This window comes from Enterobacter asburiae, from assembly GCF_024599655.1.
Classification (GTDB): domain Bacteria; phylum Pseudomonadota; class Gammaproteobacteria; order Enterobacterales; family Enterobacteriaceae; genus Enterobacter; species Enterobacter asburiae_D.
In genome coordinates this window covers 984,606-1,000,087 of sequence record NZ_CP102247.1, presented here as the reverse complement: position 1 = coordinate 1,000,087, position 15,482 = coordinate 984,606, and the positions used below count along the sequence as shown (strand labels likewise).

Below are 15,482 nucleotides of genomic sequence, written 5' to 3'. Positions count from 1 at the left end.
GATTTATAACAGGCTAAAACATCCGCCTAACACTATTTAGCATAACCTGCTTTTTTGAGGTCGTAAGGATAAGCAGACAATTCTGATAGATATCAACCTCCTTGCCCTGCCGCTGAAATTGCGCGACGATCGCTATATTGAAATGAGGAATCCCATGAACGCTTTCAGTCCTGCGCAGTTCCGCGCACAGTTCCCGGCCCTGGCCGATGCCGGTATTTATCTGGATAGCGCCGCCACCGCCCTTAAGCCACAGGCGGTGATTGAGGCCACGCAGCAGTTCTACAGCCTGAGCGCCGGGAACGTGCATCGCAGCCAGTTTGCCGAAGCGCAGCGTTTAACCGCGCGCTACGAAGCCGCACGCGATCAGGTCGCGCGCCTGATCAATGCCGAAAGCGGGAAAAACATCGTCTGGACGCGCGGCACGACCGAGGCCATCAATATGGTGGCCCAGTGCTACGCGCGCCCGCTGCTTCAGCCGGGCGATGAGATCGTCGTCAGCGAGGCGGAACATCATGCCAACCTGGTGCCATGGCTGATGGTGGCCGAGCAAACGGGTGCGCGCGTGGTGAAACTCCCACTGGGTGCAGACCTTCTGCCCGATGTGGCCCGCCTCCCCGAGCTGATTACTCCCCGCAGCCGCATTCTGGCGCTCGGACAGATGTCGAACGTCACGGGTGGTTGCCCTGATCTGGCTCAGGCCATTCGCATCGCCCATGCCAGCGGGATGGTGGTGATGGTCGACGGCGCTCAGGGGGTGGTGCACTTCCCCGCTGATGTGCAGGCGCTTGATATCGACTTCTATGCCTTCTCGGGACATAAGCTCTACGGGCCAACCGGTATAGGAGCGCTGTACGGCAAGCCAGAGCTGCTGGCAAAAATGACGCCGTGGCTCGGTGGCGGCAAAATGATTACCGAAGTGTCGTTCGATGGCTTCAAAACGCAGGACGTTCCCTATCGTCTGGAGGCCGGTACGCCGAACGTGGCGGGGGTGATTGGCTTAAGCGCGGCGCTGGAGTGGCTGGCAGAAATCGACATTGTCCAGGCTGAAAGCTGGAGCCGGGGGCTGGCGACGCTGGCAGAGGAAGAACTCAAAAAGCGCCCGGGATTCCGCTCGTTCCGCGTTCAGGACTCCAGCCTGCTCGCCTTTGATTTTGCGGGCGTTCACCATAGCGACATGGTGACGCTGCTGGCCGGGTACGGCATTGCCCTGCGTGCCGGACAGCACTGCGCCCAGCCGCTGCTGGCGGCGCTCGGCGTTAACGGTACGCTGCGCGCCTCGTTTGCGCCGTATAATACCCAAAGCGATGTCGACGCGCTGGTTGCCGCCGTTGACCGCGCCCTTGAAATACTGGTGGATTAATGACTAACGCTGCATTAGCCGGACATCCGTTTGGCACGGTCATCACAGAAGAGACCCTAAGACAGACCTTCGCCCCGCTCCAACAGTGGGAAGATAAATATCGTCAGCTGATCCTGCTGGGTAAACAGCTCCCTGTGCTTTCAGACGATCTCAAAGCGCAGGCGAAAGAGATCGCAGGCTGTGAAAACCGCGTCTGGCTGGGTGTGAGCGTCTCCGGCGAGAAGCTGCACTTCTTCGGCGACAGCGAAGGCCGCATCGTCAGGGGCCTGCTGGCCGTATTGTTGACCGCTGTGGAAGGGAAAAGCGCGGCGGAATTGCTGGCACATTCGCCGCTGGCGTTATTTGATGAGCTTGGGCTGCGCGCGCAGCTCAGCGCCTCGCGCGGTCAGGGGCTGATCGCGCTCAGCGACGCGGTACTGGATGCCGCACGTCAGGCTCAAGCCTGACGTTCCGCCTTCGCCATCATTTTCTTGAGGGCGTGAGACACCGCCACAAAGCCGAATGAGGCGGTCACCATGGTGGCCGCACCAAACCCGGAGGCGCAATCCATTCGTTTTGGCCCTTCCGCCGTGCTTTTCATTGCGCAGACTGACCCGTCCGCCTGCGGGTAGACCAGCGCTTCGGTTGAGAACACGCAGTCGACGCCCAGCTTGCCTTTGCTGTTCTTCACCACGTTAAAGTCGCTCTTCAGGCGCTCACGCAGCTTGGCAGCCAGCGGATCCTGAATGGTTTTCGCCAGATCGGCCACCAGGATCTGCGTCGGATCGATTTGCCCGCCCGCGCCGCCCGTCGTGACCAGCGGCACCTTGTAGCGACGGCAGTAGGCGATCAGCGCCGCTTTTGGCCGCACGCTGTCGATGGCGTCAATCACATAGCTGTAGCCTTTGCTCATGTACTCCGCGACGTTATCTGCCGTCACAAAGTCGTCGATCACCGTCACGCGGCACTCCGGGTTGATCAAACGGATACGCTCCGCCATGACCTCAGATTTCGCCAGACCGACACTATCGCGCAGGGCGTGGATTTGACGGTTGGTGTTGGTGACGCAAACGTCATCCATGTCAATCAGCGTGATTGCGCCAATACCGGTTCTCGCCAGCGCTTCTGCCGCCCACGACCCCACACCACCAATGCCCACGACGCAGACATGCGCATCCGCAAACAGCTGCAGGGCTTTTTCACCATATAAACGTGCCGTTCCGCCAAAACGCTGGCGCCAGGCGTCGCTGATTACCACAGACATAAAACCTCAAATGTAAAAAGGGTGAGGTTTTCCTCACCCTGAACAGTAATCCGTATTGCGCTCAGAATACCACAATCAGCCGCTGAATACGTTTCCAGCACCCGGCGCCGCCTTCAGTACCCACACGCGTCCGTAGTGGTTATACCAGCCCGCGCGATGGCCTGCGTCAGGGCCAATACCCTGATAGATGTCGAAGTGCTGGCCTTTAATCGCCCCGCCGACGTCCAGCGCCACCATCAGGCGCAGCTCATACTGGCCGTTGAACTTGCCGTTGTTGTCCAGCAGAGGGACCTCAGCCAGCAGCGTGGTGCCAGCAGGAATAATCGAACGATCCGATGCTACCGACGCGCGGCCAATCAGCGGAACGGCACTCGCCCCTTTCACCGGCGCGAAGTTTTGCGGTTTGAAGAAGACGAACGACGGGTTCTGCTCCAGCAGCTCACGCACCTCGGCTTCGCTGTGTTTCTCGCCCCATTCGCGGATAGCCTGCATCGACATATCTTCTTTCTTCACTTCGCCGCGGTCGATCAGCACCTTGCCAATACTGCGATAGGCGTGGCCGTTTTTACCGGAATAGCTGAAGAAGTTAAGCGGCGAACCGTCGCCAAAATCAATGTAGCCGCTGCCCTGAACGTCCATGATGAAGTTATCCATCAGGGAGTTGCTGTATGCCAGAACGTAGTTTTCGCTCAGCGCACCGGCGTAGATCTCAGCACGAGACGGCAGACGACCGCGTTTTGGCGGCATACGGTAAATAGGATACTGGAACTCGCCCTGACGGGAGTGTCGTGCCTGGATAACCGGGGTGTAATAGCCGGTAAACTGAACGTTGCCGTAGTTATCGGCCCCTTCCATCTGCCAGGCATCGATACCAAACTGGCGCATGTTGCGCGTATCGCCGCCTGCTTTCAGCCAATCCTGGACCGCGCTATACACGCTACTCTGGGTACCATACAGACGCGGCGACGCGTTGCGGATCTGGTATACCTGCTCGGAGAAATCACCGGCATTAATCGGTGCGCCGACAGCATCAGGCTGATTAACTAAAGAGAAAGGCTGGGATAACTTCCCGTCTTTATACTGTTGACCGCGATCGGTCGGTTTGGAAGAACAGGCCGCAAGAATCGCTACCATTGCGCCCGCCATCAGATACTTCGCCCAACGTCCTTTCATTATATCTCGTCTTTAAGTTGCCCATTTCCGCGTGATGAAGATAACAAACCGCCAGGGCTAATGAAATGCGATCGCATGCCCTTTGGCAAATTTTGCGCAAAAAATAGTCCAAACAAAGCCATGTCGTTCAATTTGCATACAAAATCATGATTTATGTGAAAAAGGGGTTGCATCACAAACCTATCCGAGTATAGTGCGCATCCACGGACGCGGGGTGGAGCAGCCTGGTAGCTCGTCGGGCTCATAACCCGAAGGTCGTCGGTTCAAATCCGGCCCCCGCAACCAATTAAAATTTGATGAAGTATAAGCAGTACGGTGACGCGGGGTGGAGCAGCCTGGTAGCTCGTCGGGCTCATAACCCGAAGGTCGTCGGTTCAAATCCGGCCCCCGCAACCAATCAAATTTGAAGAAGTAAGTTTCTACACGAGTAGAAAGACGGACGCGGGGTGGAGCAGCCTGGTAGCTCGTCGGGCTCATAACCCGAAGGTCGTCGGTTCAAATCCGGCCCCCGCAACCAATACTTCTAAAAACAATAAACACCCTTAAGGGTGTTTTTTTGTATCTGTCGTTTGTCAATTTGCCGGGCGTTTACCCGGCTGAAAGATTTACCCGCGTCGCGCCAGCGTCGCCCCGTCTGAGAAATACGCCCGTATCCCCGCCAGAATCGACTCCGCCACTTCCTGCTGGAATTTTGCCGTCTTGAGCTTGCGCTCCTCTTCAACGTTACTGATAAACGCGGTTTCGACCAGAATGGACGGGATATCCGGTGCCTTGAGTACCGCAAACCCGGCCTGTTCAACGCTGTTTTTATGCAGCTTATTGATATTGCCCAGCTTGCCCAGCACCGCTTTACCAAACTTCAGGCTGTCGTTAATGGTCAGCGACTGCACCATATCGAACATAGTGTGGTCGACGTAGCGGTCGCCGCTTTTGCTCACGCCACCAATCAGGTCAGAGGCGTTCTGGCTGTCAGCCAGAAATCTTGCTGCGGTACTGGTCGCGCCTTTGGTTGAGAGCGCAAACACCGACGAGCCGCTTGGCTGGCGGCTGGTAAACGCATCCGCATGGATCGACACGAACAAATCGGCGCGCTGCTTCTGCGCTTTCGCTACCCGGACCTTCAGCGGAATAAAGATATCTTCATTGCGCGTCATATAGGCGCGCATATTGCCTTCTTTATCAATCAACGCCTTCAGACGACGGGCAATTTGCAGCACCACGTCTTTTTCACGCGTGCGGTATTTCCCCACCGCGCCGGAGTCTTCGCCGCCGTGGCCGGGATCGAGCATGATCACAATCGGACGATCGCGCCCTGCTTTCCCCGGCTGCGGACCGCTTTGCGCAGGTGGAACCTGACGCTGCAAATCGCCCTTGTTGTAATCCTCCAGCAGGGCAAGAAGCGGATCCTGAATATCCGTCGCATTAGCCGGGTAGAGATCCATCACCAGACGCTCTTTAAACGTCGCGACGGGCGCCAGGGCGAACAGCTGCGGCTTAACGTTCTGTTTAAGCTCAAACACCATGCGCACGGTTTGCGGATCAAACTGCCCGACGCGCGCCGATTTAATAAACGGATCGTCGCCGCGGATCTGCGCCGCCATCCCCTTCAGCACGGAGTTGAGGTTAACGCCTTCGAGATCCACCACCACGCGTTCCGGGTTGCTGAGGGCAAATTGCTTATATTTCAGCACGCGGTTGGATTCGACCGTCACGCGCGTATAGGTCGACGACGGCCAGACACGCACCGCCACCACCTGACTCGTGGCGGCAAGACCGACCTGACTGACGCTAAGCAACCACATTGCCCCGGCCCCTTTTAACAAACGGCGGCGGCTTATTGCTGAATTGGATCCCGACATGCTTCTCCCGAGCAAGAACACTGACTGATATACAAAATGTCCAAATTGACCGAAAACTTTAACGAATGACGCATAAACTGTCATCTATAAAAGGGTAAACAATCATACGCTAACGCACGGATTACTTACCAATTTCTGTGGGTCGCAGAAAATTTGCGCTTGCACACGCGACCACAATCGAATAAAAATACAGAAATTACGAATAAACATTCATTAAGGGTTGTGCCATGGTGAAGGAACGTAGAACCGAACTGGTCCAGGGATTCCGCCATTCTGTTCCCTATATCAACGCCCATCGGGGAAAAACGTTTGTCATCATGCTTGGCGGCGAAGCCATTGAGCATGAAAATTTTTCCAGCATCGTCAATGACATTGGCCTGCTGCACAGCCTCGGGATCCGCCTGGTGGTGGTGTATGGCGCGCGTCCGCAGATCGACGCCAACCTGGCCGCTCACCACCACGAGCCGATTTACCACAAGCATACCCGCGTTACCGATGCCAAAACCCTTGAGCTGGTGAAACAGGCGGCGGGTCTGCTGCAGCTGGATATTACCGCGCGTCTCTCCATGAGCCTGAACAATACGCCGCTGCAGGGGGCGCATATCAACGTCGTGAGCGGCAACTTTATCATTGCCCAGCCGCTCGGCGTGGACGATGGCGTGGATTACTGCCACAGCGGCCGCATTCGTCGTATTGATGAAGAAGCTATTCATCGCCAGTTGGACAGCGGAGCCATCGTGCTGATGGGCCCGGTTGCTGTGTCTGTAACGGGCGAAAGCTTTAACCTGACGTCCGAAGAGATTGCCACGCAGCTGGCGATCAAGCTGAAGGCGGAAAAAATGATTGGGTTCTGCTCCTCCCAGGGCGTCGTGAACGATGAAGGAACAATCGTACCGGAACTCTTCCCAAACGAAGCCCAGGCTCGCGTGGAGGCGCTGGAAGCCGAAGGCGATTACCACTCAGGCACCGTCCGCTTCCTGCGTGGCGCCGTGAAGGCCTGCCGCAGCGGCGTGCGCCGCAGCCATCTGATCAGCTATCAGGAAGACGGGGCCCTGCTGCAGGAGCTGTTCTCCCGCGACGGTATTGGTACACAGATTGTGATGGAGAGTGCGGAGCAAATCCGCCGCGCCACCATCAACGACATCGGCGGCATTCTGGAGCTGATCCGCCCGCTGGAACAGCAGGGTATTCTGGTGCGTCGCTCACGCGAACAGCTGGAGATGGAGATCGACAAATTCACCATTATTCAGCGCGATAACCTGACCATTGCCTGCGCCGCGCTCTATCCGTTCCCGGAAGAGAAGATCGGTGAAATGGCCTGCGTGGCGGTGCATCCTGATTACCGCAGCTCTTCACGCGGCGAAATGCTGCTTGAGCGCGTGGCGGTACAGGCGCGCCAGATGGGGCTAAGCAAGCTGTTCGTCCTGACGACGCGCAGCATTCACTGGTTCCAGGAGCGCGGATTCACACCGGTGGATATCGATTCTCTGCCGGAAACGAAGAAAGAGATGTACAACTATCAGCGTCGTTCAAAAGTGCTGATGGCCGATCTGGGATGATACGGCGCCCTCACCGTCCGGCGAGGGCTATCGTTCAGAGTGACTCAAATATCGCGCTCAGCCCGCTTCGGCGTTCCGTGCGGGTGGCGATCGCCTGCACCAGCACCCGTTCATCGGCATACAGAGACAGGCGCTGACGTGCGCGCGTAATGGCGGTATAGATCAGCTCGCGGGTAATGACGGGTGAAAGCTGCGTGGGCAGGATCAGCGCCGCATGGTTAAACTCGGAGCCCTGGGATTTATGCACCGTCATCGCCCAGGCGGTTTCATGCTCGGGCAAACGGCTGGGCTGGAAAGACTTCACGTTCCCGTCCGGCATCTGGAACCAGACGCGCAGGCCCTGGCCGCAGTCTAGCGCAATCCCGATATCCCCGTTAAACAACCCCAGCGCGCTGTCGTTGCGGGAGATCATCACCGGTCGCCCTTCATACCATCGCGAGTGCGGGGTACGGTTAATTTTGCGTTTTTGCGCCAGCAGCTGTTCCAGCCTGTCGTTCAGACCCCGGACACCAAACGGGCCTTCCCTCAGCGCACAGAGCAGCTGGTATTCACCAAACGCGGCAATGACCTGCTCCGGCGTACTTTGCTGTTGTACGCCCGCCAGAAAGTGCTGATACCCCTGCAGGGCGTCATCAAGCATCGCCTGATACTCTTCCCCGCTTTGCAGCGATTTTTTCTCAATATCCGTAAAGGTTCCGTCAAATACCGCCGCGGTGGTGCGCCGGTCGCCCCGGTTCACCGCTGCCGCAAGCTGGCCGATGCCGGAGTCGCTGCCGAAACGGTAGCTTTTTTGCAGCAGACACAGGCTGTCGCGCAGCGCCCCTGCAAGAGAATGGTTTTCAGAGGTGAGCGAACATCCGGTGAGACGGGCCAGCTCCTGCGCGCGTTCAGCGGTATATCCCAGGCTGGCATAGGTGCAGATATCCCCCAGCACGGCCCCGGCCTCTACGGAGGCAAGCTGATCGCGATCGCCCAAGAAAATAACGCGCGCGTGCGGCGGGAGCGCATCGATCAAACGCGACATCATCGTCAGGTCAATCATCGACGCTTCATCCACCACCAGAACATCAAGGTGCAGCGGGTTACCGGCATGATAGCGCAAACGCTGGCTACCCGGCTGTGCGCCAAGCAAACGGTGCAGCGTGCTGGCTTCATTGGGGAAAAGCGCAAGCTGATCCCCGGTTAGGGGCAGTTTTTGCAGCGCGCCGCCTAACGATTCCGTCAAACGTGCCGCCGCTTTACCGGTGGGGGCCGCCAGGCGAATTCGGCACTTTTGCTCACCCGATAGCTGAATCAGCGCGGCAAGCAGTTTTGCCACGGTGGTCGTTTTCCCGGTGCCCGGGCCGCCAGAAATCACCGAGATCCGTCGCGTTAAGGCCACGGCTGCCGCCACTTTCTGCCAGTCTGTCGCGTCGTCAGAGGTAAACAGCGTATCCAGCGTTTGCCGGAGCTGTGCTTCATCGCAGGGAAGCGGGGCGTTGGTCTCGCTGAAAAAACGCGCAACCGTCAGTTCGTTACGCCACAGCCGGTTAAGATACAAACGTTCGCCGACAAGGATCATCGGCGTCCCGGTATCGGCTCCGCTCACGGCAGGCGAGCCGAGTAATATCGCCTGCCAGTCCACTGCGTCACCCAGCAGCGCGAAACACGCCTGTAAAGCCGGAGGCATCTTCTCATCCACCGCCAGACGCGACAGCGGCAGACACACGTGCCCCTCCCCCGCGTCTTTGCTCAGAATGGCGGCGGCAAGCATGACGGCAGGCTCCTCACCTGCCACCATCATGGCGAACTGCACATCCAGGTGGCGCAGTAATCGTTGTTCAACCGCGTCCAGCAGTAGCGCCTGCATCGTCATGCCACCTCCTCCGTGCTTGCAGCAAACAGGTTATCCATTTTTTCAATCAGTTCCGCAGCCGGACGCGTACTAAAGACGCCGGAACGCGGGTCGTTAGCATCCACTCCGCGCAGGAACAGGTAAATGACGCCGCCAAAATGCGCTTCGTAGCGGTAATCGGCCATGCGATGACGCAGGTAACGGTGCAGCGCCAGAGTGTAAAGCTGGTACTGCAGATCGTAGCGATGCATTTGCATGGCAGAGGCCATCGCGTCCTGCGTGTAGGCTTCGCTGCTTTCACCCAGCCAGTTCGATTTGTAATCCAGCAGGTAGTAGCGCCCTTCGTGGCGGAAAACCAGGTCGATAAAGCCTTTGAGCATCCCCTGTACCTGGCGGAAGTTCAGCGGCGGGCACCCGGCGGATAACGGATCGTACTCGCGGATAAGCGCATCAAGCGCCTCGGCTCTGAGCGGGCTGGTGATGGGGAGATAAAACTCCATCTCCACCTGCTTATTTTTGGCGGTCAACTGACTCAGCGAGATCCCCTGCGTTGTGAGCGGCGCGTGCAGTACAGCGCGGATCCAGTCGGTGAGAACCGGCTGCCACTGTGCGTCGTAGCCGCCGCTCTGTAACATCTTCAGTACCCACTCTTCGGAAACCGGCTGGGTAAAATCCAGCTCTTCAAACAGGCTGTGCAAAAACGTGCCCGGCGAGGCGCCGCGCGGGAACTGGTGCGGGGTAAGCACCGGCTCAACGGGTACGCTACCGGCTCCTGCGGCATCCACGTCCAGTTTTGGCATCAGATCCTGCGCAATACTCTGCCCGTGCTGCTGTAAACCGGAGTAGCTGGTGACGCGCCAGTCGTCGGCAATCGTGCGTACCACCCGACGGGCATGGAGATCTGACTCGTGCGGCTCCGGCATGTGCCAGCGGCTGTTGTCGGGCAGCGAAGGAATATGCAGGGCAACATGCTCAGAGCAAATGGATTCGATACACTGGCGCAGGCCCGCCGCGTCTTTGGGTTCGCCGTGCTGAATAAGCCGCCCAAGCGCGCTCAGATGAAAATCGCTCTCCCCGGTCTTTTCGCCACGGCGACGGAACAGCGGCGCAACGCCCAGGCTACAGTGCCAGATCGAACGGGTCAGCGCGACGTAGAGCAGGCGCAGGTCTTCCGCCAGACGCTCGGCCTCTGCCAGCTCAACGCTGGACTCCGCGTTGCTGAGATCGAGCACCGCCTCAAAAGACTCGCGATCGTGGTAAAAGGCCTGATCCTGCACGCGGTAATTGGCAATAAACGGCAGCCAGACCAGCGGATATTCCAGGCCTTTCGATTTGTGAATGGTGACGATCTGCACCAGATGTTTATCGCTCTCAAGGCGCATCTGCTGGCTGGACGAATTGCTGTTCGGGTCGGCAATCTGCTGCGCCAGCCAGCGCACGAGGGCGTGCTCGCTCTCCAGCTGCGTACCCCCCTCTTGCAGCAGCTCGCTGATGTGCAAAATATCGGTCAAACGGCGCTCGCCGCCCGCTGTCGCCAGCATATTCTCGGCAATGTGGCGCTGTGCCATGAGCTCGCGCACCATCGCCATCACGCCGCGCTTCTGCCATTTTTCGCGGTAGCGAACAAACTCTTCTACCACGGCATCCCACGCGGCTTCGTCATTGTTGAGCGCATCGATATCCCGCGCGTTCAGCCCGAGCATCGCGCTCGCCAGTGCGCTACGCAGCGTGCTTTCCCGCTCCGGAGCCAGCACGGCCTGTAGCAGCCATAACATCTCCTGCGCTTCCAGCGTTTCAAAGACGCTGTCGCGGTTTGAGAGGTAGACGGAGGGAATATTCAGTAACGTCAGGGCGTCGCGGATGAGTGCTGCCTCCTGACGGCTGCGCACCAGCACCGTGATATCGGATGCCTTTACGGGGGCAGATTTATCCCCTTTCCACAGCAGCGCTTCACCGCGCGTGCCCGCACTGAGCCAGTCGCGGATTTGTGCGGCACAGTGCTGGGCCATGGCATTTTGATAGTCGGCAACGCCGCAGCCTTCCCCGTCCAGCAGCCAGAAGTTCATGGCAGGCTGCGTCGCGCCGTTGAACTCGAAGCGCAACGAGGCATTTTTCTCGGCGAATTTTACCGGCTGAAACGGGATCTCCCTGAACATAAACGCCGTATCCATACGGCTGAAGAGTGCGTTGACGCTTTCCACCATGCCGGGAGAGGAGCGCCAGTTGGTGTCGAGCGTGTAGTGCGCGTCAACCTCGCTGCGGGCTTTCATGTAGGTGAAAATATCCGCACCGCGGAAGGCGTAAATGGCCTGTTTCGGATCGCCGATTAACAACAGCGCGGTGCCGGGCTGCTGGCGCCAGATACGGCGGAAAATGCGGTATTGCTGAGGGTCGGTATCCTGAAATTCGTCAATCATCGCCACCGGGAAACGGGTGCGAATCGCGGCGGCAAGCGCTTCGCCGTTCTCACTGCACAGCGCCGCATCGAGGCGGCTCAGCATATCGTCGAACCCCAGCTCACCCCGGCGGCGTTTTTCACGCGCGACGGCTTCTCGAATTTCGGTCATGGCGCGAGTGATTATCAGATCGTTGAGCGTTAAGGGCTCAGCCAGCAGGGTTTCAATCGCCACAAACAGGGGATGCTCAGGCACAATGCCGTCGGCTTTGGTCCGTTCAACCAGGAAACGTCGGGAAAATTTTTCCAGCGCGTCCGGGAGCTGATAGCCTCGCGTCTCTTCCTGCGCCCAGGCGCTGATCTTGTCGATCCATTTCCCCTGGTTGCCGCGGTTAAACTTGCGTCGGTCAATCCCGGAATTTTCGATGATTGCGTCAATCTCGCCAACGGACTCAATCCATTTTTGCTTGATGTCGGCAATCTGCGCGATGATTTTTTCATGCCGTGAGGCCAGGGTTTCATCCGCAGGCGGCGGGGATTTGATGACCGGCGCTTCCCCCTGCAGATAACGATCGATAGCGCGCAGCAGCGCCTCCGGGCCCTTCCACAACGCATGTACCGCTTCGGCGATATCGCGCTGTAAGGGGTAGCAATGGCGACGCCAGAAATCCGCGCAGGCCTGATAGCGAAGCACGGATTCATCTTCAATAAGCTGCTGTTCAAACAGCATGCCGGATTCAAACGCATTCAGGCTCAGCATGCGCTGGCAAAAACCGTGAATGGTGAAGACGGACGCTTCATCCATCTGCCGTTCGGCGAGGAGCAGCCACTGGGCTGCCTGTTGCTTATCGGCAATCTCTTCCAGAAGGCTCGCGTAGAGAGGGTTATCCGTGCTCTGACGCAGACAGGCGATGCGCAGCTCGTGGATATTGGTACGAATACGGCCCCGCAGCTCAGCGGTGGCAGCCTCGGTGAAGGTGACCACCAGCAGCTCTTCCACGCTCAAAGGGCGTGGAAAAGCCGCGTTACCGCCAAGCCCCAGCAGCAGACGCAGATAGAGAGCGGCAATGGTGAAGGTTTTTCCCGTTCCCGCTGAGGCTTCAATCAATCGTTCACCCTGCAGAGGTAAACGTAAGGGATCAAGGGACTCAGCGGTATCGGTCATTCTTTCTTACTCCAGGGCATAGATTGCTGCAGCGCGCTGACGCTCTTCCAGACCTTCCAGCCTTTCGGGTTCACGTACTCCGTTTTCCCGTTCTGGCTACCGGAAACCTGGGACAGAATGGTCATACCCTGCGGCTTAATGACCGCCTGATGGAAGAAGTCGGCAACCTTCTGCGGCGTCAGCTGTTTTATCTCGGCCACTACTTTATCACGCGAATCAAATTTCAGATTACCGCGATCGAAATCTTTGCTCAGCTGCGAGGCTTCTTCACCCAGCGTCTGCGGCGGCTGCATCACCTGCGCGATGACGGCCTGCTGGATCTGAGCAAACTCTTCCGGCTTCATGGCGCGCAGTTTTGCTTCCACCTGCGGGAAGAAGGCCTGGTAACGCTGCCAGAGATACGCCGGCTGTTTATCGCTGCTTTGCAGCAGGAAACCCAGACCCCACTGTCGGCCTACGTTCATGGAGAAGGCAAACACCGCGTAGCCAAGCTGCTCTTCTGTACGCAACTGGTTATAGAACCACGGCTGAATAATTTGCCCCAGCACGGCACTCTGCGCCGAGCTGGCGAATTCATCATAGCCCGTTGGCACAAATACCGTGGCCAGCGCGGAATCCGTGCTGTTACCCGTCTTTTCAAAAATCACGTTCTGTTTTTTCTCAACCAGCACGTCCTGATTGCGGCACCACTCGTCGCCCTTCGAACCGAGCTGAGTGCGCACATTCTCCGCCAGCGTTTTGGCCTGATCCTCACTCATGTTGCCGACGATCAGGAATTCCGGGCGCGTGTTGGTTTTCAGCGCGTCACGGTAAGCCAGCACGTCTTTTAAGGTGATCGAAGGCAACAGCGCGCGGCGGTCTTCACGCTGGAAATAAGGAACTTGCGACAGCATTTGCGCTGGCATAAGCGCCAGATCGTAGGCTTTACCCTTCTCCGCAGAATCCATCATCTGCGCATACCACGATTTGGCCTGCTCAAGCTGCTCTTCCGTCGGCGTGTAGCTGAAATACCCCTCCAGCAGTGCCTGGAACAGCTGAGGCAAACGCTGGGTATAGCCGTTTGCATTGAGCATCAAACCGTTGTTGGCGTTGGTGGAGAAGCTGATCCCACCCACGGCCGCCTGATTGCTAAGCTGATCGAGCGCAATTCCGGCGAGATAGTCATTGAGCGCGAACATCACCTGATTTTTGGCGCTGTTCATCGCTTTCGGGTTACGCAGCACCACGCTGACATCGGCCTTTGGCTCGCTTGCGAAATAGCGGCTGGGGGTATACACCACGCGCAGCGTCGGCTCATCAATGATAAGCGCCGGGTGCGGGTAATCTTGAGTCGTTTTGGTCAGCGAGAAGTCATCCGGAATATAGGGGTTCAGCTCCGGCAGCTTCAACGCAATCTCCCCGGCCTTCTTCTGCCAGTCGGCGAAGGTCTGCGCGCTGATTTTATCCACCTGATAGGGGGCATCGACAAAATACGCCGTCTTGTTATGCGGTTCATTCGGGCTGATGTACCAGATGCGGGCATTCTCCGGCGTCATCATCGCCAGCCGGGATTTTACCGCCTCGGCGTCATACCGGTCGGCAATATTCACCGCGTCGAGGGTGTGTTCCACCGGCACGCGGATCATAGTATCCGCCAGCCACTCTACGTAATCCATGTCGCGGGTAATGGACGGGTAACGGAAATCGAGATCCAGCACGTGGGCGAGTTCATCAAAATAGCGCTTATCGACGCCTTTTTCACGCAGTAGAGAGAGGTAGCTGAAGATCGCCGCCACCACTTCATCACGGTTTGCCAGCCCTTTGTCGGTCAGGGTGGCGGAGATCGCCAGCACGCCGCTATTGCCGTTCACAACCGGATCGGAATCGGCGCGAATACCTTCCACCAGCCCCTGTTTTTGCAGCCAGTCAGAAAGCGTACCCGGGCTACGGTTACCTATCAGGTAGGCCACCAGCTCATCGGTTTTACTGCGAAACTGTGCGGTGTTGTTATCGATGCGGAATTCCACGCGCAGCACTTTGCGCGGCAGCGCCGGTACGTAGTGGATAACGATCCCTTTTTGCGCGTCCGTGACAACCGGTACGTCTATCTGCGGCAGATCGATATTTTTATTCGGCACCCGGCCAAACGTTTTAGCCGCCATGCCTGCCAGTTCTGGCAACGGTTTATTGCTGTAGATGACCGCTTTCATCAGGTTGGCAGAGTAGTATTTATCGCGAAACGCGTGCAGGGCATCAAGCACCGGGCTGTTCGGTTTGTCGCTTAACGTCTCCAGGTTACCGCCGGAGAAACGCGAACCCGGGTGCGCAGGGTTGATGGTTTCAGCGCTGACCTGGGCCATGCGCATACCGTCTCGCGTGCGGGCCATTGTCAGTTCGGCATTCACCGCATTGCGTTCACGATCGGCATATTTTTTATCCAGCAAGGGGGCGGCGATGGAATCAGCAAGGCGATCGACCGCGCCTTCCAGCGCATCATTTTCGACTTCAAGATAAAAGGCCGTGCGGTACGGTGCCGTGCTGGCATTGTGGCTGCCGCCATGCATTTTCAGAAATTCGGACAGGCTATCTGGCTGCGGGTATTTTTTTGACCCCATCAGCGTCATATGTTCCAGATAGTGTGCAAGCCCAGGATGAGCGTCAGGATCTTCCAGCGATCCAACCGGCACCACTAATGCCGAAAGGGATTTCACCGCCTGCGGATCGGAAACCAGCAGTACGGTCATGCCGTTATCAAGACGAATAGCCTGATATTGACGGGTATCTTTTTCGCTTTTACGAATAGTTTCCTGAACGGGTTGCCAACCGGAGTCTGCCTGAGTGACAGGTGCCCAGAGGGCGACAAACAAAACAAACGCTTTAAACAAGGTGCTGCCTGGCATTACGACCTCTTTATC

Annotated in this window: 9 protein-coding genes and 3 tRNA genes; 6 read left to right on the top strand and 6 right to left on the bottom strand. The window is 57.7% G+C overall.

Annotated features, from left to right (window positions below):
* Positions 1-154: 154 nt before the first annotated feature.
* Both csdA and csdE read left to right on the top strand, forming a co-directional pair.
* Positions 155-1,360, top strand: a complete 1,206-nt coding sequence (csdA, locus tag NQ230_RS04865; RefSeq protein WP_257260234.1) for a cysteine desulfurase CsdA — start codon at positions 155-157, stop codon at positions 1,358-1,360.
* Positions 1,360-1,806 carry a cysteine desulfurase sulfur acceptor subunit CsdE gene (gene csdE / locus NQ230_RS04860; protein WP_257260230.1) on the top strand — a complete coding sequence of 149 codons (447 nt, stop codon included), beginning with the start codon at positions 1,360-1,362 and terminating at the stop codon, positions 1,804-1,806. The genes csdA and csdE overlap by 1 nt, the downstream gene beginning before the upstream one ends.
* Here csdE and tcdA read toward each other — a convergent pair.
* Entirely contained in the window at positions 1,797-2,603 is an 807-nt protein-coding gene (tcdA, locus tag NQ230_RS04855) for a tRNA cyclic N6-threonylcarbamoyladenosine(37) synthase TcdA (RefSeq protein WP_257260229.1), read from the bottom strand. The genes csdE and tcdA overlap by 10 nt on opposite strands.
* 75 nt (positions 2,604-2,678) lie before the next feature.
* On the bottom strand, positions 2,679-3,776 hold the full coding sequence (mltA, locus tag NQ230_RS04850) for a murein transglycosylase A (RefSeq protein WP_121424558.1): 1,098 nt from the start codon (positions 3,774-3,776) through the stop codon (positions 2,679-2,681).
* 208 nt (positions 3,777-3,984) lie between these two features.
* On the opposite strand from mltA, the gene NQ230_RS04845 reads away from it, so the two are divergent.
* From NQ230_RS04845 to NQ230_RS04835, 3 genes are all read left to right on the top strand, one after another.
* A tRNA-Met gene (locus NQ230_RS04845) sits at positions 3,985-4,061 on the top strand.
* A gap of 34 nt (positions 4,062-4,095) precedes the next feature.
* Positions 4,096-4,172 (top strand) — tRNA-Met (locus NQ230_RS04840).
* Positions 4,173-4,216: 44 nt separating this feature from the next.
* A tRNA-Met gene (locus NQ230_RS04835) sits at positions 4,217-4,293 on the top strand.
* 88 nt (positions 4,294-4,381) lie between these two features.
* On the opposite strand, the gene amiC is transcribed toward NQ230_RS04835, so the two are convergent.
* Positions 4,382-5,635, bottom strand: a complete 1,254-nt coding sequence (amiC, locus tag NQ230_RS04830) for an N-acetylmuramoyl-L-alanine amidase AmiC (RefSeq protein WP_029740496.1) — start codon at positions 5,633-5,635, stop codon at positions 4,382-4,384.
* 227 nt (positions 5,636-5,862) lie between these two features.
* On the opposite strand from amiC, the gene argA reads away from it, so the two are divergent.
* Complete coding sequence (gene argA / locus NQ230_RS04825) at positions 5,863-7,194, top strand: amino-acid N-acetyltransferase (RefSeq protein ID WP_063144705.1); 1,332 nt, start codon at positions 5,863-5,865, stop codon at positions 7,192-7,194.
* Between the two features lie 34 nt (positions 7,195-7,228).
* Here the strand turns inward: argA and recD are convergent, their stop codons facing one another.
* The 3 genes from recD to ptrA are packed head-to-tail and all read right to left on the bottom strand — an operon-like array spanning position 7,229 to position 15,467.
* Complete coding sequence (recD, locus tag NQ230_RS04820; protein WP_213822076.1) at positions 7,229-9,049, bottom strand: exodeoxyribonuclease V subunit alpha; 1,821 nt, start codon at positions 9,047-9,049, stop codon at positions 7,229-7,231.
* Positions 9,046-12,588, bottom strand: a complete 3,543-nt coding sequence (recB, locus tag NQ230_RS04815) for an exodeoxyribonuclease V subunit beta (protein WP_257260227.1) — start codon at positions 12,586-12,588, stop codon at positions 9,046-9,048. Before recB ends, recD begins: the two co-directional genes overlap by 4 nt.
* On the bottom strand, positions 12,585-15,467 hold the full coding sequence (gene ptrA / locus NQ230_RS04810) for a pitrilysin (protein ID WP_257260225.1): 2,883 nt from the start codon (positions 15,465-15,467) through the stop codon (positions 12,585-12,587). Before ptrA ends, recB begins: the two co-directional genes overlap by 4 nt.
* Positions 15,468-15,482 lie beyond the last annotated feature (15 nt).

What these genes read in the sequence shown, in the direction of transcription:
- tcdA (WP_257260229.1), bottom strand. Translation starts at nt 2,603, where the DNA reads ATGTCTGTGGTAATCAGCGACGCCTGGCGCCAGCGTTTTGGCGGAACG.
- argA (WP_063144705.1), top strand. Translation starts at nt 5,863, where the DNA reads ATGGTGAAGGAACGTAGAACCGAACTGGTCCAGGGATTCCGCCATTCT.
- mltA (WP_121424558.1), bottom strand. Translation starts at nt 3,776, where the DNA reads ATGAAAGGACGTTGGGCGAAGTATCTGATGGCGGGCGCAATGGTAGCG.
- amiC (WP_029740496.1), bottom strand. Translation starts at nt 5,635, where the DNA reads ATGTCGGGATCCAATTCAGCAATAAGCCGCCGCCGTTTGTTAAAAGGG.
- recB (WP_257260227.1), bottom strand. Translation starts at nt 12,588, where the DNA reads ATGACCGATACCGCTGAGTCCCTTGATCCCTTACGTTTACCTCTGCAG.
- ptrA (WP_257260225.1), bottom strand. Translation starts at nt 15,467, where the DNA reads ATGCCAGGCAGCACCTTGTTTAAAGCGTTTGTTTTGTTTGTCGCCCTC.
- csdA (WP_257260234.1), top strand. Translation starts at nt 155, where the DNA reads ATGAACGCTTTCAGTCCTGCGCAGTTCCGCGCACAGTTCCCGGCCCTG.
- csdE (WP_257260230.1), top strand. Translation starts at nt 1,360, where the DNA reads ATGACTAACGCTGCATTAGCCGGACATCCGTTTGGCACGGTCATCACA.
- recD (WP_213822076.1), bottom strand. Translation starts at nt 9,049, where the DNA reads ATGACGATGCAGGCGCTACTGCTGGACGCGGTTGAACAACGATTACTG.